Origin of the sequence: Massilia glaciei (genome assembly GCF_003011895.2) — a bacterium.
In the GTDB taxonomy this organism is placed as follows: domain Bacteria; phylum Pseudomonadota; class Gammaproteobacteria; order Burkholderiales; family Burkholderiaceae_D; genus Telluria_A; species Telluria_A glaciei.
Window position 1 is genome coordinate 14232 of the sequence record NZ_PXWF02000240.1, and the last position, 19783, is coordinate 34014.

Here is a 19783-nt window from a genome sequence, read left to right on the forward strand (position 1 = left end):
CCAGGCGGTGAGGCAGAGGACGGGCAGCAGACGCAGTTTATGGCCTGTCGAGTATGACATCGGCTTCCATCTCGCCCGCGTCGGTGAAGGCTTTGACGCGCAGCGCCGTACCCTTCAACGGCTTGGCCGGATCGATGGCCATCGTCCAGCTGCGCGATTGCAGCGGCAACAGGTAGGCGGACACTTGTTGGACCGCCAATGGGACGTCCTGTCCCGGCAGGTTCACCCTGAAATCGCTGACCTGCACGTGTGCCTGGCTATCGTTTTTTAGCATAACCGTGAGTTTGTCGGCGGCGCTTTTTTGCGCGCTGAAACGCAGGCCCGGTTTGGCCTTGATGTTTGGCTCCACGAACACCGGAATACTGATTCGCAGTGCCATTTGCAGGCCTTTGAATCCTTCTTTTTTCGCCGGCGGCACCTCCTGTATGTAGAGGCGGTAGCTCAGTTCGGTGGTCGGATCCGGACGGCGGCGCAGGCCGATGCGCACGACCTGGTTGCCTCCCGGCTGAACCGTGAATATCGGTGGCGTGGCGATCAGGTCGTCGGTGGGACTGTACTTGTCGACACCGTTCTCCTGGGTCCACAATGCGCGATGGAGTTGAATCACAACAGCGGCCGGACCATTGTTCGACACCGTCATCGCCGAACTTGTTCCTTTCGCCGACATCTCGATCCGTACCGGGGCGACGTGGAAGGCGCCCGCGTACGCTGGCGCGAACGCGCCCGCCATGAAAAAAGCGGCTGTGTGGACAGCCGCCAGGAACGTGCATTGGATCGACATTTTCTGCCCCTCAATGAGGCGTCTGTTTGATCGAACTGGCGGTCCCCTCGCGGGCACCGCCTGTCAAAATCAGAACGAGACGGTTACGACGACCTCGTCGGAGTAATCGCCGGCCGGCACGTCTTGGTCCGCGAGCGCAATTCCGCCGCAAACGTTGTAGTTGCGCACAGCTTTACTTGGCGCTTCGTCGACCGTTAAACCTGCGCCCCAAGGCACGGTGAAGCCGCAAAGCGCGTCCGCGTCGTTGCTAACCGGTTGAAACAATGCGTACTTCAGAGTTTCCACGCCATTGATGTCCTCCTTCATGTATCTCTCGCCGCCGACGTCATTGGCACCGAGATCGATGAGGATCGTCGGAATCGATTTTTTGGTGCAGGCGATCTGGACTTGGCCTTCGCCCTCCAGCATTGCGACGCTCGTGTCCGGAGTCAACTCGGGAAAGACCAAATCGGTCGTGGTGATTGTGCAGCTTTCCTTCACTTTAGCGGTCACAGCCAAAGGTTCGGCGGTGGCGACCACGCTCGACGAAGCGGCAAAAGCGAACAGGCCGGCGATCAACGACGACTTGAGGATGAATTGATGTTTCATGATTGTCCTTTTTTTATTTAGGGAGATCGGTCGCTTTAGTGCGGGGGTAGGGCACCGCTTGCTCGCTCTCGGAGTTGTCTTACGTGACGGCCCGATAATAACGCAACTTTTTCGTTGACGTGTGGAATTTCTATTGATTTTAGTTGATTTTTCTCAAATTATCGTCTTCAACACGGTAATTATTAAAAGTCCAACAATAATTCAATGCATTAAAACAACATCTATTGTACGAATGTTACAGCCGTGCGCGCGGGTATCGTGAAGCTTCCGGTTTCTTTTTTGTAACTGGCGCTAGCCGCGCGCGCGTCGGCGGCGCCGACGGCGGTGTGCACCGGATGCAACCGCAGCCGCTGCCCCTTGACCTGCGGCACCACCACGGTGTGCGCTACCTTGTCGACGTTGACGAAATACGCCACCCGCTTGAAGCGCGCGCCCGGATAGCCGGCGCCATCGATCAGGGCGGCCAGCACGGTCGGCTCCTGCCCGGCCCCGGTGTTCACAAAACGCAGGCGCGCCTTGATGTCGGCCGCGCTGCGCAGGCGGAACAGGGTCGAGCTAGCGCGGATGCGCAGCAGGTCCCTGAAGGCGTCGCGCGCGAACGCGATGTCGCTTGGCGACGGCTTAAAGGCGGGGTTGGCCAGCAGCGGCTTGATCAACGCCCAGTCCTTGCCGTTGTCCTCGAAGCGCGGCAGGCCGGTGCCGAAGTAGTTGTCGCGGTAGCTCCAGTCGATCCGGTTGAACCAGTCGCCCGAATTGAAGCTGTTGCGGTCGAGCGATTTCGAGCGCAGGGTGTCGATCCCCGCGTGGTAGTAGGCCACGCCCTGGCTGAAGGCGTTGATCGCCGCGCCCAGCACCTGCACGCGCGCGCGCTCGGCGGTGCTGGTGGCGGCCGGCAGCTTGAACACGTTCATGTCGTACAGGGTCTGGTTGTCGTGGTTCTCGACGTAGTTGACGACCTCGCCCGGCTCGCTCACGTAGCCGGCCGGCTGGCCGCCGTAGTCGATCGCCTCGAGCGCGACGGTGGCGCCCTGGTGGTTCTGCATCCGGTAGCTGCGGATCGAGCCGGCCAGTCCCACGCGCACCATGTCGGCCGCCCTGAGCAGGTCGGCCGCCGGGCGCGCGCCGGCCTGCGCGTTCGGGTCGTACACCAGGCCGTTGATGTAGCCCTGGCGCTTGACCATGTCGGCGCCGCTGTCGCCGGCCGAGCCGCCGCGCACGGCGTCGCGCGCGCGGTCGCTGAAGGTGCCGATGCCGCTGCCGTTCAAGGACAGCTGCGAGGCCTGCACGAAGCGCGTGCCGTTGGCGACCTCGCCGAAGTTCCAGCCCTCGCCGATCAGTTGCACCGGGTGGCCGGCGGCGGCGTCGACGCGGCGCTGCAGCTGCTCCATGACCGCGCGCGGCTGGTGCCCCATGAGGTCGAAGCGGAACGAGTCGATCTTGTACTCGCGCGCCCACAGCTCGGCCGACTCGACCATCAGCTTGCCCATCATGCGCCGCTCGGTGGCGGTGTTGTCGCAGCAGGTCGATTGCTCGACCTTTCCGGCGGCGTCGAGCCGGTGGTAGTAGCCCGGCACGATCCGGTCGAGCACCGATTTCTCCTTCTGGCCCGAGGCGAAGGTGTGGTTGTAGACCACGTCCATGCCGACCCGCAGGCCGGTTTGGTGCAGGTTCATGACCATCGCGCGCAGTTCGATCACGCGCCGCGCGCCGTCCGCCGCGTCGCTCGCGAAGCTGCCCTCGGGCGCGCTGTAGTGGAACGGGTCGTAGCCCCAGTTGAAACAGTCGGTCTCGGCGCTCTTTGACACCAGCGCCTGCTGCGCCTCGCCGTCGGGCGCGCCGGACGGGGCGGGCACGACGCAGCCGCTTTCGGGCACGCTGCCGATGTCGTAGACGGGCAGCAGGTGGACGTCGGTCATGCCGGCCCGCGCCAGCGCGGCCAGGTGCCGCATGCCGTTCGAGCCGCGCTCCGAAAACGCGGCGTACTTACCGCGGTTGGGCGCGCTGACCGTGGGGTCGTTGATCGAAAAATCGCGCACGTGCAGTTCGTAGATCGACATGTCGGTTTGCGCCTTGACCGTGCGTGGCGCGCGGTGCCGGTCCCAGCCCTTGGGCTTGAGCGAGGCCTGCGCGAGGTCGGCGATGTAGCTGCGTTTGGAGTCGGTGCTGACGCTGACCGAGTAGGGGTCGGTGACCAGGTTGCGCACCATGCCGGCGCCGGGCACGAACACATCGACCACATAGGTGTAGTACTTGCCGCGCAGGGTGGCGGGGGCGCTGGCGCGCCAGGCGCCGGTGCCCGCCTCGCGCAGCATCGGCGCGATGGCGGCGGCGCGCGCGCTGCCGCTGTCGTAGGTGCACAGCGACACCTGGCGCGCGGTCGGCGCCCACAGCGTGAAGCGGGCCGCGCCGCCGTCCACGCGCACGCCCAGGTCGGGTATGGCTTCGGCCGCGCGGTACAGGTCGTCGAGCGCGGCGCCGGACTGGATCCGGGTGGCTGCGAGCACGGTGCCGTCGGCCGCCTCGGCCACCAGCAGCAACTGCCCGGTGTGCATGGCGGCCAAATGCTTGGCGTCGGCGTCGGCCACGCGCAGCACCGGTCCGGCCGCCAGGTAGCCGAATCCCGCGGCCGCCCTGGCCGCCGTGGCGCCATCGGCCATCTCGAGCGTGAGCACGCGCTCGGCGCCGGCCAGCCTCGCGCCCGCGCTCGCATCGAGGGCGCCATCGGCCGAATAGGCGAGCTTGAAGACTTTGCCGCGGTCGGCGCCGGGCCACTGCAGATTGCGCCCGTCGCGCCAGACGGCGGCGGCCGGCGGCGCGGCGGCGGCCACCCGCAAAACGGTCTGGAACGGCGCGTCGCAGGCGTCGATGGTGGGGGCGTCGACCCCGGCGCTGGCGCCGCCGGCCAGTGCCGCCAGCACGGCGGCGATCGAAACTCGGGTGTGGGTCCGCATGCGATGTCTCCCTTAATCGTAGCTAAATTACATATATTTTCGAGTGGACGGGCGTGGTTGCGCCCGTTGATCGGTCTATGTTAACCGAATCACTGTAATTTTACTACGCGTTTTTGATGGCCTGTTGGCATCCAGCCCGCGCACGGGGCGCGGGCGGGACGGGTGGCGCGTCAGCCCTTGGCGACGGCGGTGCTGCGGTAGTTGTCGACCATCTGGTAGCGCGTCGCATACCAGCCGAAGATGATCGCCGCAAGGAGCGCGAACGCGGCGAAGAAGTACATCTGGAACGCCATCACGCTAAAGCCGCTGCTGGCGATGTTGGCAATCACCGCCTCGTTCATCACGCTCTTGTTGACGATCAGGACCCACAGGTTGCCGATGGTGGTGCCGAGGAACCAGAACGACATGATGGTGCCCTTCATCGAGGTCGGCGCCTGGCTGTAGGCGAATTCGAGTCCGGTGGCCGACACCAGCACCTCGGCGAAGGTGAGCAGCGCGTAGGGCAGGATCTGCCAGGCCATCGACACCGGCGTGCCGCCGTCCATGGCCACCTGCAAGGTGCCGGCGACGATCCAGGCCAGCGACGAGAACGCGATGCCGCACGTCATGCGGCGCAGCGGGCTCGGTTCGATGCCGCGGCGGCGCAGCGCCGGGTACAGCACCATGTTGTTGAACGGGATCAGCAGCATCACGAAGATCGGGTTCAGGGCCTGCATCTGCGACGGCACGAAGCTGAACGTGTGGCCGAGCACGGTGAGCACCGGCGGCACCATCTCCTTGGCCTGCACCACCCAGGTCGAGGCCTTCTGGTCGAACAGGGACCAGAACGGGGTGGTCAGGGCGAACACGATCAGGATGCGCAGCACCGCGCGCACGCCGTCGACCGCGTGGCCGGGATGGACGCGGCGCGCGCGTTCGAGCTGCATCGAGGTGCCGATGCCGCCGAAGGCGAGCAGCATCACGATGGCGGTGCAGGCGCTGATCACGAAGCCCCAGCTAAACGACATGGCCAGCGAGGCGACCGCGCCGGCCACGCCGAGCATGGCCACGTAAAGGCCGTAGCGCGACTCGCCGGGGCCCACCGAAAGCAGGGCGGTGCGCGCGACGCGCATGAACGAGTCCGGGCTGGCCGGCTCCGGCGGCACGTGGGAGTACTTCTTTTTACCGAACCAGAACACCATGGTGGCGATGAACATCAGGATGCCGGGAATGCCGAATGCGACCGAGGGGCCGTAGTCGCGCAGGAAGATCGGCATCAGCAGCGAGGCGAAGAACGAGCCGAAGTTGATCATCCAGTAGAACACGTCGTAGACCAGTTTGGCCTTGTTCTTGTTGGTCTGGTCGAACTGGTCGCCGACGAACGAGGAGATCAGCGGTTTGATGCCGCCCGAGCCGAGCGCGATCAGGAACAGGCCGAAATAGAAGCCGTTGATGTTGTCTTCGAACATGGCCAGGCACGCGTGCCCGGCGCAGTAGACCAGGCTGAGCCAGAACACCGTGTTGTATTTGCCGTAGAAGCGGTCGGCCAGCCAGCCGCCGAGCAGCGGGAAGAAGTACACGCCGATGACGAAGGTGTGGAACACGTGCTTGGCTTCGCCGGTGCGCTGCGCCTCGTCCGGGATGAACGTGAGCAGGGTCGAGATCAGGAACACCGTCAGGATGTTGCGCATGCCGTAGAAGCTGAAGCGCTCGCACCCTTCGGTGGCGATGATGTACGGGATTTGCCGGGGCATCGGGCCGTTGCCCTGCGCGCCCGCCTGATCCGTGATTGATTCTGCCTTCGTCATTGGTGCTCCGATTGTTTTTCACAAAGACGCGATGCTAAGCCCAAGCTGGTGGGCTTGCAACAAGAAAACCGTGCGGCGGGCCCGGCTGGAAGCCGGTGGATCCCGCCGATGCCGGAATTTCCTTTGGAATTCCTGTAGTTTGACTACTACAAGTGTTGGCAATAAAGCGACACTGTATGTGCAAGTCATTGATAATTATGTGTTTTAGCTCAATTATCCACCGCCGTCCGCGATTTGTAATCTTGCTTGTTCTGATGTATATTCTCTACAAACCAATTCGACGACCATGCGCACGCGCTTGGCCGCTTTGCATCCACGGGACAAGACATGCACACTCCAGCCGCGCGCAATTCCAACCAGCAGACGCCATGGTGGCGCGAGGCGATCATCTACCAGGTTTATCCGCGCAGCTTCCTCGACACCGACGGCGACGGCGTGGGCGACCTGCCCGGCATCACAGCCAAGCTCGATTACATCGCCGCGCTGGGCGTCGACATCGTCTGGATTTCGCCGTTCTTCACCTCGCCGATGAAGGACTTCGGCTACGACGTGTCGGACTATTGCGACGTCGATCCCCTGTTCGGCACCCTGGCCGACTTCGACCGGCTGATCGCGAAGGCGCACGGCCTGGGCCTCAAGATCATGATCGACCAGGTGCTCTCGCACACGGCCGAGGCGCATCCGTGGTTCGTCGAGAGCCGCAAGAGCCGCGACAACCCCAAGGCCGACTGGTATGTCTGGGCCGACCCGCTGGCCGACGGCAACCCGCCCAACAACTGGCTGTCGGTGTTCGGCGGCTCGTCGTGGCAATGGGACAGCCGGCGCCGCCAGTACTACATGCATAATTTCCTGGTCAGCCAGCCCGACATGAACTTCCACCATCCCGAGGTGCAGCAGGCGCACCTCGACAACCTGCGCTTCTGGCTCGCGCGCGGGGTCGACGGGGTGCGCATGGACGCCTGCAATTTCCACTTCCACGACACCGCGCTGCGCAGCAATCCGGCCGCCACCAACCGCGACACCTCGACCGTGTCGGACGTGAACCCGTACGGCATGCAGTCGCACCTGTACGACAAGACGCGACCCGAGAACATCGCCTACCTGCGGAAAATCCGCGCGCTGCTCAACGAATTCGGCGCCATCGCCATCGGCGAGGTCGGCGCCGACGATTCGCTCGCCGTCATGGCCGACTACACCGCCGACGGCGACAAGCTGCACATGGCGTACAGCTTCAATCTGCTCACGGCCGACTCGTCGGCGGCGCACATCCGCAAGCAGGTCGAGGATTTCGAGGCGCGCGTCAAGGGCGGCTGGGCCTCCTGGTCGGTCGGCAACCACGACTGCCAGCGCGTGATGACGCGCTGGGGCGGCGCCGCCCCGACGCCGGCGCTGGCCAAGCTGGTGCTGGCGATGCAGCTCTCGCTCAAGGGCACCCCGTGCCTGTACCAGGGCGACGAGCTGGCGCTGGTCGAGGCCGACGTCCCGTTCGAGCTGCTGCAGGACCCGTACGGGATCACCTTCTGGCCCGAATTCAAGGGCCGCGACGGCTGCCGCACCCCGATCCCGTGGACCGACGAGGCCCCCAACGCCGGCTTCACCAGCGGCACCCCGTGGCTGCCGGTGGCCGCGCCGCACATCGCCGCCGCCGCCTCGTTGCAGGAGCTTGACCCGGAGTCGGCCCTCAATTTCGCGCGCCGCCTGATCGCCTGGCGCCGCACCGTGCCGCAATTGACGCGCGGCGAGATCGTGTTCTTCGACGCGCCCGAACCGGTGCTGGCGCTGCGCCGCGACCTCGACGGCGAGGCCGGCGTGCTGGCCGTGTTCAACATCGGTCCGCTGCCGGTCAGCTTCACGCTGGCCGCTGCCAGGGGCGCCACCGCGCTGGCCGGGCACGGCATGGCCGGCAGCGTCGACGGCGACCGGGTCACGCTGCCCGGGTTCGGCGCCTGGTTCGGCAGCGTCGGCTAGGAGCCTGAAGGGACTCGGGATCGTCGGCGCCAAAAAGCGCTGGACGGTCCGTATTTCGCCGCTTTCCCGGCCACTAGCTCGCTACTGGCACCGCGAAATCGTCACAAGCCAACGAGCACACTGAGTACGTCAACCAGCGGAAGCGAGCGCGATGACCAAAGCCACACCGAACGACGCCGAAAAATTCGCCCGCACCGCGTTCGCGGACGGCCCGCGCCTGCTCGCCGACATCGGCGCCACCCACGCGCGCTTCGCGCTGCAGACCGCGCCCGGCGTGTTCCGCTCGGTGCGCTTGCTGCGCTGCGACGACTTCAAGGGCATCGTGCCGCTGCTGCGATTTTATCTGGCCGACCACGCCGAGACCACGCTGCACCACGCGGCGCTGGCGGTGGCCAACCCGGTCAACGGCGACTCGGTGCGCATGACCAACCGCGACTGGGAGTTCTCGACCGACGCGGTGCGCCGCGAGCTCGGCCTGCACACGCTTTTGATCGTCAACGACTTCACCGCGCTGGCGATGGCCCTGCCGGGCCTGGCGCCCGGGGACCTGATGCAGGTCGGGCAGGGCAGCGCCGCCAGCAACGCCGTGATCGGCGTGCTGGGGCCGGGCACAGGGCTCGGCGTGTCGGGCGTGATTCCGACCGTGGACGGCTTCGTCACGCTCGGCAGCGAGGGCGGCCACGTCAACTTCGCGCCGGCCGACGAGCGCGAGTACGCGATCTTGCAGTTCGCCTGGCGGGAGTGGCCGCACGTCTCGAACGAGCGCCTGATCTCGGGCCCGGGGCTCGAAATCATCCACCGCGCGCTGGCGCAGCGCAACGGCGTGCGCCCGGACCAACTAAGCCCCCCCGAGATCATCGCCGGCGCGTTCGAGCGGCGCGACCCGTTGTGCCTCGAGGTGCTTGAATGCTTTTGCGGCATGCTCGGCGGCGCGGCCGCCAACCTGGCAGTCACGCTGGGCGCCTTCGGCGGCGTGTTCATCGGCGGCGGCATCGTGCCGCGCATGGGCGAATGGTTCGCCGGCTCGCCGTTCCGCGCGCGCTTCGAGTCCAAGGGCCGCTTTTCGGACTACCTGGCGCAGATCCCGACCTACGTCATCACCACCCCGAACCCGGCGTTCCACGGGGTCGCGACGATCCTGTCGGAGCACCTGCGCGGGCGCAGCGGCGCCAACACCTTGATGGAGCGCATCGGCCACCTGCAGCACGAGCTGACCCCGGCCGAGCAGCGCGTGGCCACGCTGGTGCTGGGGCAGCCGCGGCTGGTGCTCAACGAGCCGATCGCCGGCATCGCGCGGCTGGCCGAGGTGAGCCAGCCGACCGTGATCCGCTTTTGCCGCTCGCTCGGCTTTCTGGGCCTGGCCGACTTCAAGCTCAAGTTCGCCAGCAGCCTGACCGGCGCCATTCCGGTGCGCCACAGCCAGGTGCGCAACAGCGACAGCACCCACGACCTGTCGGCCAAGGTGGTCGACAACACGGTTTCGGCGATTCTGAAGTTCCGCGACCAGCTCGACGTGCGCTCGATCGACCGCGCGATCGAACTGGTGAGCAAGGCGAACCGGGTCGAGTTTTACGCGATGGGCAATTCGCGCGTGGTCGCGCTCGACGGCCAGCACAAGTTTTTCCGGTTCCGGATTCCGACCGCCTCGTATGGCGACTCGCACCTGTTCACGCTCGCGGCCGAATTGCTCAAGCCGGGCGACGTCGTGATCGCGATCTCGAATTCGGGGCGCCTGCCCGAACTGCTCAACGCGGTTGACGCCGCGCGCGCGGCCGGCGCCGACGTGATCGCCATCAGCAGCAGCCACTCGCCGCTGGCGCGCAAGGCCAGCGTGTGCCTGGCGGTCGACCATGCCGAGGACAGCACCACCTTCCTGTCGATGATCTCGCGCATCCTGCAGTTGCTGCTGATCGATATCGTCTCGGTCGGCATTTCGGTCGAGTCGCACAACGCGAACAACGGCGGCGCGCCGGCCCAGGCCGAGAACGAGCTCGAGCACAGGCGCCTGTTGATTTCACATCTCGATAGCTGAGAGGCTGAGAGTCTTTCGACCATGCCCGCTCAGCTCGCCGGAAAGCGCCCGCTCGTCGTTGCAAATGCTCGCCATAGCCCGAGCTATGGCTGTGCTTTGCGCCTCGATCGGCCACCTTCTGGCGCGCTGCTCGGCCACGTCCGAAAAACTCTCAGCCTCTGAGCCGGCGGCGGGGCGCGGCTGGGCGGGCGCGGCTAGCTTGCCGCCGTCGCCCCATGCAGCGCCGGCGCAAGGGGCGCGGCCGATGGATGCTGGTCTGGCGCCTGCGCCACCGCCGGCGCGCCGGCCTTGGCCGCGGAAGCGTCGCCGCAGCCCTACAGGGCGGCAGTGAGCGCGACGATCGTGCCGAGCACGCAGAGGTGGATGATTTTTTTCGCAGTGGTTCTCATGATATTGCCTGTTGCCCCGGTGAAGTTCCAATTGATACTAAACGATAGCTAGCCGCACAGCAATAAGAGCCCGGAGCGGCGCCGCTTGGTGTTGCTCTTGCGCATCTATCCGTGCGGCCGCCTGTCCCGATACCCTTCATGTTCAGTGTGGCGCCGCGCGGCATCGGTTCCCCGCGCGCGAAAGCGCCGCCTATTTGTGTTTTTTAAGCAGGCACGACAGGTTGGGCGTGAGCAGGCCGGGGCCGACGCCGAGAAGGCGCGCGATCCGCAGCAGCGACGCGAGCCGCTTGGGCGGCATGCCCATCGCCAGCCGCGAGCGCGCGAAAAAGCCGTCCAGCCGCGGCAGGTCGAGATTGTCGTAGCCGGGGCCGAAGCCGTGGCGCGCCATCCACGGCGACATGCCGCGCTGCGGCGGACTGGCGAGCAGGCGGTCGAACCAGCGCGGCAGGTAGTTGACCAGCCAGCGGTGCGAATGGGCCTCGCGCGGCCACAGGCGGTTGCTGGTGCCTGTGAGCAAAATCAATCCGCCGGGCGCGAGCACGCGGTCGATCTCGCGTTGCACCGCCGCGATCTGGCACGGTTCCACATATTCGAGCACGCTGTTGCAGGCGATCACGTCGAACTGGCTGTCGGCATAGGGCAGGGCGCGCGAGTCGGGGATGAACGCGAAATCGATGCCGTCCTTACCGTAGCGGGCCGCGTTCAGGCGCGCCAGCTCGACGTAGCCCTCGGAGATGTCGGAGGCGGTCACGCGCGCGCCCATGTGCGCGAACAGGATCGCCGAGGCCCCCACGTTGCAGCCGAACTCTAGCAGCTTGAGGCCGGCCAGTTCGAGCGGCAGCGCCTCGGCGATGTGGCGCAGGTGCTCCCACTCGTAATCGACATAGCCGCCCACCCACTTGTCGCCCGGGCGAAGGTTGAGGCGGCGTGCCTGCACCTCGAACGCCTCCTGCATCGGCTTGGACACCACCGCCGGCCGGCGTGCATCGAGCATGGTCGTCATCTGCTTCCCCTATTGTCTGAGCGAAACTCCACTATAGGTTCCTGCAATCAATGCCGGTTTGCGCAATATCAAAAAAGCAAAAAGCCCGCAAGGCGCGAACCTTGCGGGCTTTCCATTCAAGCGTCGGCGCGGCGTCGCCGCCGCGCCGGAGGCATTACATCATGCCGTCCATGCCGCCCATGCCGCCCATGCCGCCCATGCCGCCCATGCCGCCGCCAGCCGCTTTGTCTTCAGCCAGTTCGCACACCATGCAATCGGTGGTCAGCATCAGGCCGGCGATCGACGCCGCGTTTTGCAGAGCCGAACGGGTGACCTTGGCTGGATCCAACACGCCCATTTCGACCATGTCGCCGTAGGTGCCGTTGGCGGCGTTGTAACCGTAGTTACCCGTGCCAGCCAGAACTTGTGCGACCACGACCGACGCTTCGTCGCCGGCGTTTTGCACGATCATGCGCAGCGGCTCTTCCATTGCGCGCATGACGATCTTGATGCCGGCTTCCTGGTCAGGATTGTCGCCTTTGACCGTGATGTTGGCGCGCGCGCGCAGCAGGGCCACGCCGCCGCCGGGAACGATGCCTTCTTCGACGGCCGCGCGGGTCGCGTGCAGCGCATCTTCAACGCGGGCTTTCTTTTCTTTCATTTCGACTTCGGTGGCTGCGCCAACCTTGATCACCGCGACGCCGCCGGCAAGCTTGGCCACGCGCTCTTGCAGTTTTTCACGGTCGTAGTCCGAGCTTGCCTCTTCGATCTGGACGCGCACTTGCTTGACGCGCGCTTCGATCGCTTCGGCCTGGCCGGCACCGTCGATGATGATGGTGTTTTCCTTGCCCACTTCGATGCGCTTGGCTTGGCCCAGTTCGGCCAGCGTGACCTTCTCGAGCGTCAGGCCGACTTCTTCGGCGATGACCTGGCCGCCGGTCAGGACGGCGATGTCCTCGAGCATAGCCTTGCGGCGGTCGCCAAAGCCCGGGGCCTTGACCGCGCAGGTCTTGAGGATGCCGCGGATGTTGTTGACGACCAGGGTCGCCAGCGCTTCGCCTTCGATGTCTTCTGCGATGATCAGCAGTGGACGGCCGGCCTTGGCCACTTGCTCGAGGATCGGCAGCAGATCGCGGATGTTCGAGATCTTCTTGTCGCACAGCAGGACGAATGGATTGTCCTGGATCGAGACTTGTTTCTCTGGATTGTTGATGAAGTAGGGCGACAGGTAGCCGCGGTCGAACTGCATGCCCTCGACGATGTCGAGTTCGTCGTTGAGCGACTTGCCGTCTTCAACGGTGATGACGCCTTCCTTGCCTACTTTTTCCATCGCCTCGGCGATGCGCTCGCCGATCGAGTAGTCCGAGTTGGCCGAGATGGCGCCGACCTGGGCGATTTCCTTGGTCGTGGTGCATGGCTTGGAGATCTTGGCCAGCTCTTCGACGGTGGCGGCGACCGCCTTGTCGATGCCGCGCTTGAGGTCCATCGGGTTCATGCCGGCGGCGACGAACTTCATGCCTTCGCGCACGATCGCCTGGGCCAGCACGGTGGCGGTGGTGGTGCCGTCGCCGGCGTTGTCGCTGGTGCGGGAAGCGACTTCCTTGACCATTTGCGCGCCCATGTTCATGAGCTTGTCTTTGAGTTCGATTTCCTTGGCGACCGACACACCGTCCTTGGTGATGGTCGGGGCGCCGAACGAGCGCTCGATGACGACGTTGCGGCCTTTCGGGCCGAGCGTGACTTTTACCGCGTTGGCGAGGATGTTGACGCCTTCAACCATTTTGGCGCGCGCTGCGTCGCCGAAGATAACTTCTTTAGATGCCATGTTGATTTCTCCGAGAGATGGATAGGGGTGATCGTGGGATTACTTGACCAGCACGGCCATGATGTCTTCTTCACGCATCACCAGCAGCTCGTCGCCGTCGACCTTGACGGTTTGGCCGGAGTATTTGCCGAACAGGACGCGGTCGCCGACCTTGACTTCGAGCGGGCGCACTTTGCCGTCTTCGAGGACTTTGCCATTGCCAATGGCGAGAACTTCGCCTTGATCCGGTTTTTCGGCGGCTGCGTCAGGAATGATGAGGCCGGACGCGGTTTTGGTTTCCTGGTCGAGACGCTTGACAATGACGCGATCGTGCAATGGGCGAAGATTCATGCAAAACTCCTTAAAAGTCAATGGTTTAACTATCTGTCGGCGGGGCCGTCGCGGCCCATCCGGCTTCCTGTTTTGCCGCCCCAACAGGTTGCGGCGGCGGGAAAGAGTTGTTAGCACTCTCTGCTAACGAGTGCTAATTATAGGGACGACTAGCTTGTTTTTCAAGTCTGCACGTGTTTATTTACCGATTAAGCTTGCGCCAGCGCAAACCCGGCATGTCGTGCGCTTCGGCAAAAGCGCGTCCGCCGGACGGTTTCTGGCCACAAGATTCCGTACCCGAGCTGTGGCGGCGCCGCCGCGCCAACCGCCGGTATGGCATCATTCGCAACCGGGGTCTGACCCCACTTATGGAATATTGCGCAACCGGGGTCAGACCCCGATCGAGAAAATCTGCCCGAAAAAGTTAGTCGCACCGGCTACGCGATACCAAGAATCAACAATTTCGCAACCGGGGTCTGACCCCACTTAAGGAATCTTTCATAAGTGGGGTCAGACCCCGGTTACAAAAAATTGCGGCCACGGTTGGGAAAGATTGCGGCCGGGGGCGCGCTGAATCGGTTGACGGCAATTCGTCCGGGGTTCTATAGTGAGGGATGATTTCTGAATTCCAAGCTCTGTCCGACAAAATCAACCTGCTCGCCGAGTTGACCCGGTCGCTTCGCCGCGAGAACGCCCACTTGCGCCAATCCAATGCCGCGCTCGCCGCCGAGAACCTCGCCTGCCGCCAGCGCCTGTCCCAGGCACAGCTGCGCGTCGAGGCCCTGCTGGCGAGCCTGCCCGGCGCCGACGACGCGCCCGATCCCGCGCCCGATCCCGCGCCCGATCCCGCGCCCGATCCCATTAACGACGATGAGGCCGTGCAATGATCCATCTCGATGTGAACATCATGGGCATGCCCTATCGCCTGGTCTGCAAGGAGGGCGAGCAGAAAACCCTGCGGGAGGCGGTCGCCTTCCTCGACGGTAAAATGTGCGCCCTGCGCGACTCCGGCAAGGTCAAGGGCAACGACCGCATCGCCGTCATGGCCGCCCTCAGCGTGGCCGCCGAATTCCTGTCCGTCAAGGCGCCCCAGGGCCCGCTGTCCGACATGTCCATCCTCGAGGTCAAGCAAAAGCTCGGCGACATGCACGAGGCGCTCGACCACGCCCTGACGCCGCAGGAAAATCTGTTCTGACAAACCAATTTCGTTTGACATGCCATTTGATCGGAGTAAACTCCGTCTCACCCTGCGGTGTTCGCGATTGCCATATATTCCTTGAACCATTTATGTGCACAGGTTGCGGAATTTTGTTTGATGGGAGTGCGCGTCGCTAGTCCGACGAACCCGAAATTGAACTAACTGTGACCGCCTTGAACCATTAGGTTCAGGATGCCGGCAAAAACGGCACATGCGGGGCTCTATTTCGAAGGCGGTTGCGGGCGTTTGCCGCGCAACCGTTTTTTTTCGCCCATCCCCCCCCCACCGCGAGCGCCCATGGCCCACTGGTTGATGAAGTCCGAGCCCGACGAGGTGAGCATCGACGACGTCGCCGCCGCGCCCGCCCAGACCGTGCTCTGGTTCGGGGTGCGCAACTACCAGGCGCGCAACTTCATGCGCGACGGCATGCGCGTCGGCGACCAGGTGCTGTTCTACCATTCGAGCTGCGCCGAGCCGGGCATCGCCGGCATCGTCGAGGTCGCCAGCACGGCGTTCCCCGACCCGACCCAGTTCGACCCCGCCAGCCCCTATTACGACCCCAAGGCGAGCGCCGCCGCGCCGCGCTGGGTCAGCCTCGACGTGCGCCTGGTGCGCAGGTGCGCCCCACTGGGCCTCAAACAGCTGCGCGCGTTCCCCGAGCTGGCCGCCATGCGCCTGCTGGCCAAGGGCAGCCGGCTGTCGGTCATGCCGGTCGAGGCCGCCGAGTGGGACTTCATCGCCGCCCGCCTCGGCGCGCCCTGAGCGAGCGCCCCGCGCGACTATTTGACAGCCCCCATGGATGGCGTGCTATGGTGACTACCTCAGTTTCCATATAACCACTCACCCATGCGCCTACCACACCGCTCGAGCGATATCGCGATCGCTTTCGCCTCGCTGCTGGTGTTCGCCATCGTCTTGTCGATGGGCTTGTCGGTCTGGTGGTCGCGCCAGCAACTGGTCGAGGAATGGCGCCAGCAACTGAGCAACATCTCCCTGATGCTCGCCGCGCAAACCTCGCAGCAGGTCACCTCGGCCTACCTCGCGCTCGACAGCGTGGCCGACTCGGTGCACGCGAGCGGCATCGTCACCGCCGCCGACCTGCGCGGGCGCCTCGGCGGCGCCGAGGTGGCCCAGGGCTTGCGCGACAAGTCGCAGGGCATGCCGCAGGTGACCGCCCTGATGATCGTGGCGGCCAACGGCGACATCGTCAACCAGTCGGGCGGGCGGCGCGGCGGCGCCAACCTGGCGCGGCGCGATTTTTTCCAGGCCCACCTGCGCGACGCCGGCCTCGGCACCTTCGTCAGCGCCCCCGTCCAGCAGGGCGGCGAGGGGCGCTGGACGTTCCACCTGAGCCGGCGCCTGAACGGCCCGGACGGCCAGTTCCTCGGCCTGGTCGTGATCGGCTTCTCGTCGAACTACCTGAGCGACTTCTACGCCAAGAACAGCCTCGGCGAGGGCGCCAGCGTGAGCCTGTTCCGGCGCGACTTCACGCTGCTGGCGCGCTGGCCGCACCAGGACGCGCTGGTGGGCAAGACCAACCGCACCGGCGCCTCCTACCGCATCATCGAGCAGATGAAGCGCAGCGAGGGCGTGGTGCTGATCTCGGGCGCGCAAATGGCCGACGGCAACATGAGCGAGCCGCGCTTGGGCGCCTCGCGCAAGATCCCGCACTACCCCCTGATCATCAACGTCACCGCCACCGAGGACGTGTTCCTGGCCCAGTGGTACCGCTATGCGACCATGCTCACGCTGGTCGCCGGCCTGAGCATCCTGGTCGTCGTGTTCGGCTCCGTCGTGCTCGCGCGCACCCTGCGCAAGCGCGAGCGCGACATGGGCGCGACCGAGCGCCTCAAGGCCGAGGCCGACGCCGCCAACCTGGCCAAGTCCGAATTCCTGGCCATGATGAGCCACGAGATCCGCACCCCGCTGACCTCGATCATCGGCTTCGCCGAGATGCTCGGCAGCGCGCAGGAGGTCGAGATCCGGCGCGACGTCGGCCAGGTCATCCTGCGCAACGGCCACCACCTGCTGGCCCTGATCAACGACATCCTCGACATCTCCAAGATCGAGGCCGGCCGGCTCGGGCTCGAGAGCGTCGCCTTTTCGCCCTACGAGACGGCCACCGCGGTCGACTCGATGATGCACGCGCAGGCGCTGAGCAAGGGCATCGCCTTCCACGTCGCCATCGACTACCCGTTCCCGTCGCAGGTGATGGGCGACCCGACGCGCTGGAAGCAGATATTGTTCAACCTGTGCAGCAACGCCATCAAGTTCACCGAGCTCGGCACGGTGCGCCTGCGCCTGCGCTACGACGATGCCGGATCGCACCTCGTGTGCCAGGTCAGCGACACCGGCATCGGCATCTCGGCGGCCCAGCGCAAGCTGTTGTTCGCGCCGTTCTCGCAGGCCGACAACAGCATCGCGCGCAAGTACGGCGGCACCGGCCTGGGGCTGCACCTGGTGCTGCAGCTGGCCACCAGGATGGGCGGCACGGTCGACGTCTCGAGCGAGCTGGGCAAGGGCTCGGTGTTCGAGGTCGAGATCCCGGCCGCGCCCGCGCCGGGCGCCGGGATGCTGGCGCGCTCGCCGATGGCGGCCGCGCGCGCGGCGATGGCATCCGGGCTGCCCTCGGCCCGCCTGCGCGGCAGCGTGCTGCTGGCCGAGGACGGCCCCGACAACCGCATGCTGATCTGCGCCTTCCTGGCCCGCCTCGGGCTCGAGGTGCAGGTCGCCACCAACGGCGTGCAGGCGGTCGCGCTGGCGCTCGGCGGCGACTTCGACCTGATCCTGATGGACATCCAGATGCCCGTCATGGACGGCATGCGCGCCACCGAGATGCTGCGCCTGGCGGGGCAGAAGCTGCCGATCGTCGCGCTCACGGCCAACGTGATGGCCGAGGACGAGCGGCGCTACCTGGCGGCCGGCTGCTCGCACTGCGTGGGCAAGCCGATCGATTTCAACGCCCTCACGCAGCTGCTGGCCGCATTGCTCAGCATCGAGCTGGCGCCGCCGGCGCCCGAGCGCGACAGCTTCGCGCCGATCCGGCGCGCCTTCGAGAGCCAGTTGCCGCTGCGGCTGGCCGAATGCGGGGCGGCCCTGCGCGCTGCCGACTGGCCCGAGCTGGCGCGGCTGGCGCACATGCTCAGGGGCTCGGCCGGCTCGTTCGGCTATCATGGCGTCACCGCGCTCGCCGGCGAGGTCGAGGGCGCGCTCGCGCGCGGCGACCACCGGCGCGCCGCCGAGGCGATGCGCCGCCTGTGCGAGCTCGACGAAGTTTGCCGCCTGCGCCCGCAGGGCGGCCCGGCGCCCACCCCGAACCCGACACCAATCTAGTTCCACCCGACGACAAGGACACCGACATGCCGAACCAGGGACAGCCCAAGCAGGGCAAACTCAAGCATCTGATACTGATCGTCGACGACGACCTGCTCATACTCGGCCTGATCAGCAACTACCTGCAGGAGGCCGGCTACGACGTGCGCATGGCCACCTCGGGCCAGATGGCGCTCGACATGGTCGCCGAGAGCGGGCGCGAGCCCGACCTGGCGCTGCTCGACATCAACATGCCCGGCATGTCGGGCATCGAGCTGGCGCGCCTGCTGCTCGACGAGGCCGCGATCCCGTTCATGATCCTTTCGGCCAGCGACGACGACAACGTGGTGCGCCAGGCCACCGCCTGCGGCGCGCTCGGCTACCTGCTCAAGCCGGTCGACCCGGGGCGCATCCTGCCCGGCGTGCGCGCGGCGCTGGCGCGCGCGGCCAAGACGGCGCGCCCGCGCGGCTCGGAGCGGCGGATGGCGCTGGCGCTGCAGACCGGCGGCGAGACCGGGATGGCGGTCGGGGTGCTCATGGAGCGCCACAAGACCGACCGCCAGTCGGCGTTCCAGGCCCTGCGCGAGCACGCGCGCCTGAGCCAGCGCAATCTCAACGACGTCGCCAACGAGGTGATCGCCTCGTCCGAGACCCTCAACGCCTACGCCGCACGGATGCCCGCGCCCGCGCCCAAGTGAGGCGGCGCGCCAGCGCCCAGGCCAGGCGGCGCGTCCGCGCCCAAGCGGGGCGGCGCGTCCGCGCCCAAGCGGGGCGGCGCGCCTGATGGACTGGGGCCTGGTCCTGGTCCTGCTGCTCATGGGCGCGGCCGGCGGCTTCGCCGCCGGCCTGCTCGGCATCGGCGGCGGCATGCTGCTGGTGCCGTTCATCACGATCATCTTCACGGCGCGCCAGTTCGCGCCGGAACTGGTGGTGCACATGGCGATCGCCACCTCGCTCGCGACCATCCTGTTCACCTCGCTTTCCTCGGTGCGCGCGCACCACCTGCACGGCGCGGTGCTGTGGCCGGTGGCGGCGCGGCTGGCGCCCGGCATCGTGCTCGGCGCCTGGCTCGGGCCGTGGCTGGCCCAGCAGATGGACACGGCCACGCTGGCGCTGTGCTTCGCCGGCTTCGTGGCGTTCTCGGCGACCCAGATGCTGCGCAACGCCCGGCCCAGGCCCGGGCGTGAGCTGCCGGGCACGCCCGGGATGCTCGGCGCCGGCGCCGTGATCGGGGTGCTGGCCGGGCTGGTGGGGGCCGGCGGCGGCTTCATCTCGGTGCCGTTCATGGGCTGGTGCAACGTCAAACTCCACAACGCGGTCGCGACCAGCGCCGCGCTCGGTTTTCCGATCGCGCTCGCCGGCACCTTGTCGAACATCTGGTTCGGCTGGGGCGATCCGCGCCTGCCGGCCCATTCGCTCGGCTACATCTACCTGCCGGCGCTGCTCGTGATCGCGGTCGCGAGCGTGGCCATGGCGCCTCTGGGCGCGCGCGCGGCGCACCGGATGCCGGTGGCAAAGCTGAAGAAGATCTTCGCGCTGGTGCTCTACGCGCTGGCGGTGTACATGCTGTGGAAGGGTTTGCACTGAGGTTGTAGCGCGCGTCCGATGGCGCCCTCAAACGCCGGCCGGCGGCGGGCGTGGCGGCGCCGCTTCGGGCCTGG

Annotated in this window: 15 protein-coding genes and 1 other RNA gene; 9 read left to right on the forward strand and 7 right to left on the reverse strand. The window is 66.1% G+C overall.

Annotated features, from left to right (window positions below; genetic code table 11):
• Positions 1-37: 37 nt before the first annotated feature.
• The 4 genes from C7C56_RS15320 to C7C56_RS15335 form a co-directional block, all read right to left on the reverse strand.
• Positions 38-781 carry a fimbrial biogenesis chaperone gene (locus C7C56_RS15320; protein ID WP_106758243.1) on the reverse strand — a complete coding sequence of 248 codons (744 nt, stop codon included), beginning with the start codon at positions 779-781 and terminating at the stop codon, positions 38-40.
• 69 nt (positions 782-850) lie between these two features.
• A complete protein-coding gene (locus tag C7C56_RS15325; protein ID WP_106758244.1) occupies positions 851-1369 on the reverse strand; it encodes a Csu type fimbrial protein in 519 nt (172 codons plus the stop codon).
• Positions 1370-1590: 221 nt separating this feature from the next.
• Positions 1591-4320: an alpha-1,6-glucosidase domain-containing protein gene (locus tag C7C56_RS15330; protein ID WP_106758245.1), complete on the reverse strand. Its 2730-nt coding sequence runs from the start codon at positions 4318-4320 to the stop codon at positions 1591-1593.
• 170 nt (positions 4321-4490) lie between these two features.
• Positions 4491-6107: a POT-type proton-dependent oligopeptide transporter gene (locus C7C56_RS15335; protein ID WP_370660212.1), complete on the reverse strand. Its 1617-nt coding sequence runs from the start codon at positions 6105-6107 to the stop codon at positions 4491-4493.
• A gap of 327 nt (positions 6108-6434) precedes the next feature.
• Here C7C56_RS15335 and C7C56_RS15340 point away from each other — a divergent pair, with 327 nt between their 5' ends.
• Together C7C56_RS15340 and C7C56_RS15345 are read left to right on the forward strand one after the other, a co-directional pair.
• Positions 6435-8075 (forward strand): alpha-amylase family glycosyl hydrolase, encoded by a 1641-nt coding sequence (locus tag C7C56_RS15340; protein ID WP_106758246.1) that lies wholly within the window; start codon positions 6435-6437, stop codon positions 8073-8075.
• A gap of 151 nt (positions 8076-8226) precedes the next feature.
• Positions 8227-10107 (forward strand): glucokinase, encoded by a 1881-nt coding sequence (locus tag C7C56_RS15345; protein WP_106758247.1) that lies wholly within the window; start codon positions 8227-8229, stop codon positions 10105-10107.
• 579 nt (positions 10108-10686) lie between these two features.
• Here C7C56_RS15345 and C7C56_RS15350 read toward each other — a convergent pair.
• The 3 genes from C7C56_RS15350 to groES all read right to left on the reverse strand — a co-directional run bounded on the left by C7C56_RS15350 (position 10687) and on the right by groES (position 13633).
• Positions 10687-11499 carry a class I SAM-dependent methyltransferase gene (locus tag C7C56_RS15350; RefSeq protein ID WP_106758248.1) on the reverse strand — a complete coding sequence of 271 codons (813 nt, stop codon included), beginning with the start codon at positions 11497-11499 and terminating at the stop codon, positions 10687-10689.
• Positions 11500-11653: 154 nt separating this feature from the next.
• Positions 11654-13303 carry a chaperonin GroEL gene (gene groL / locus C7C56_RS15355; protein ID WP_106758249.1) on the reverse strand — a complete coding sequence of 550 codons (1650 nt, stop codon included), beginning with the start codon at positions 13301-13303 and terminating at the stop codon, positions 11654-11656.
• A gap of 39 nt (positions 13304-13342) precedes the next feature.
• Positions 13343-13633, reverse strand: a complete 291-nt coding sequence (gene groES, locus C7C56_RS15360) for a co-chaperone GroES (RefSeq protein ID WP_106758250.1) — start codon at positions 13631-13633, stop codon at positions 13343-13345.
• 593 nt (positions 13634-14226) lie between these two features.
• Here groES and C7C56_RS15365 point away from each other — a divergent pair.
• The 7 genes from C7C56_RS15365 to C7C56_RS15395 all read left to right on the forward strand — a co-directional run bounded on the left by C7C56_RS15365 (position 14227) and on the right by C7C56_RS15395 (position 19709).
• Positions 14227-14499 carry a hypothetical protein gene (locus tag C7C56_RS15365; protein WP_106758251.1) on the forward strand — a complete coding sequence of 91 codons (273 nt, stop codon included), beginning with the start codon at positions 14227-14229 and terminating at the stop codon, positions 14497-14499.
• Positions 14496-14807, forward strand: a complete 312-nt coding sequence (locus C7C56_RS15370) for a cell division protein ZapA (protein WP_106758252.1) — start codon at positions 14496-14498, stop codon at positions 14805-14807. The genes C7C56_RS15365 and C7C56_RS15370 overlap by 4 nt, the downstream gene beginning before the upstream one ends.
• 46 nt (positions 14808-14853) lie before the next feature.
• Positions 14854-15034: non-coding RNA, 6S RNA (gene ssrS, locus C7C56_RS15375), on the forward strand.
• A 73-nt stretch (positions 15035-15107) separates the two neighbouring features.
• Positions 15108-15572: an EVE domain-containing protein gene (locus tag C7C56_RS15380; RefSeq protein ID WP_106758253.1), complete on the forward strand. Its 465-nt coding sequence runs from the start codon at positions 15108-15110 to the stop codon at positions 15570-15572.
• Between the two features lie 84 nt (positions 15573-15656).
• A complete protein-coding gene (locus C7C56_RS15385) occupies positions 15657-18143 on the forward strand; it encodes a hybrid sensor histidine kinase/response regulator (RefSeq protein WP_106758254.1) in 2487 nt (828 codons plus the stop codon).
• 26 nt (positions 18144-18169) lie between these two features.
• A complete protein-coding gene (locus tag C7C56_RS15390; protein WP_106758255.1) occupies positions 18170-18820 on the forward strand; it encodes an ANTAR domain-containing response regulator in 651 nt (216 codons plus the stop codon).
• A gap of 85 nt (positions 18821-18905) precedes the next feature.
• Positions 18906-19709, forward strand: coding sequence for a sulfite exporter TauE/SafE family protein (locus C7C56_RS15395; protein WP_106758256.1), 804 nt, complete (start codon positions 18906-18908; stop codon positions 19707-19709).
• The last annotated feature ends 74 nt before the right edge of the window (positions 19710-19783 follow it).

What these genes read in the sequence shown, in the direction of transcription:
- C7C56_RS15325 (WP_106758244.1), bottom strand. Translation starts at nt 1,369, where the DNA reads ATGAAACATCAATTCATCCTCAAGTCGTCGTTGATCGCCGGCCTGTTC.
- C7C56_RS15380 (WP_106758253.1), top strand. Translation starts at nt 15,108, where the DNA reads ATGGCCCACTGGTTGATGAAGTCCGAGCCCGACGAGGTGAGCATCGAC.
- C7C56_RS15345 (WP_106758247.1), top strand. Translation starts at nt 8,227, where the DNA reads ATGACCAAAGCCACACCGAACGACGCCGAAAAATTCGCCCGCACCGCG.
- C7C56_RS15350 (WP_106758248.1), bottom strand. Translation starts at nt 11,499, where the DNA reads ATGACGACCATGCTCGATGCACGCCGGCCGGCGGTGGTGTCCAAGCCG.
- C7C56_RS15320 (WP_106758243.1), bottom strand. Translation starts at nt 781, where the DNA reads ATGTCGATCCAATGCACGTTCCTGGCGGCTGTCCACACAGCCGCTTTT.
- C7C56_RS15370 (WP_106758252.1), top strand. Translation starts at nt 14,496, where the DNA reads ATGATCCATCTCGATGTGAACATCATGGGCATGCCCTATCGCCTGGTC.
- groL (WP_106758249.1), bottom strand. Translation starts at nt 13,303, where the DNA reads ATGGCATCTAAAGAAGTTATCTTCGGCGACGCAGCGCGCGCCAAAATG.
- C7C56_RS15385 (WP_106758254.1), top strand. Translation starts at nt 15,657, where the DNA reads ATGCGCCTACCACACCGCTCGAGCGATATCGCGATCGCTTTCGCCTCG.
- C7C56_RS15335 (WP_370660212.1), bottom strand. Translation starts at nt 6,107, where the DNA reads ATGACGAAGGCAGAATCAATCACGGATCAGGCGGGCGCGCAGGGCAAC.
- groES (WP_106758250.1), bottom strand. Translation starts at nt 13,633, where the DNA reads ATGAATCTTCGCCCATTGCACGATCGCGTCATTGTCAAGCGTCTCGAC.
- C7C56_RS15390 (WP_106758255.1), top strand. Translation starts at nt 18,170, where the DNA reads ATGCCGAACCAGGGACAGCCCAAGCAGGGCAAACTCAAGCATCTGATA.
- C7C56_RS15365 (WP_106758251.1), top strand. Translation starts at nt 14,227, where the DNA reads ATGATTTCTGAATTCCAAGCTCTGTCCGACAAAATCAACCTGCTCGCC.
- C7C56_RS15395 (WP_106758256.1), top strand. Translation starts at nt 18,906, where the DNA reads ATGGACTGGGGCCTGGTCCTGGTCCTGCTGCTCATGGGCGCGGCCGGC.
- C7C56_RS15340 (WP_106758246.1), top strand. Translation starts at nt 6,435, where the DNA reads ATGCACACTCCAGCCGCGCGCAATTCCAACCAGCAGACGCCATGGTGG.
- C7C56_RS15330 (WP_106758245.1), bottom strand. Translation starts at nt 4,320, where the DNA reads ATGCGGACCCACACCCGAGTTTCGATCGCCGCCGTGCTGGCGGCACTG.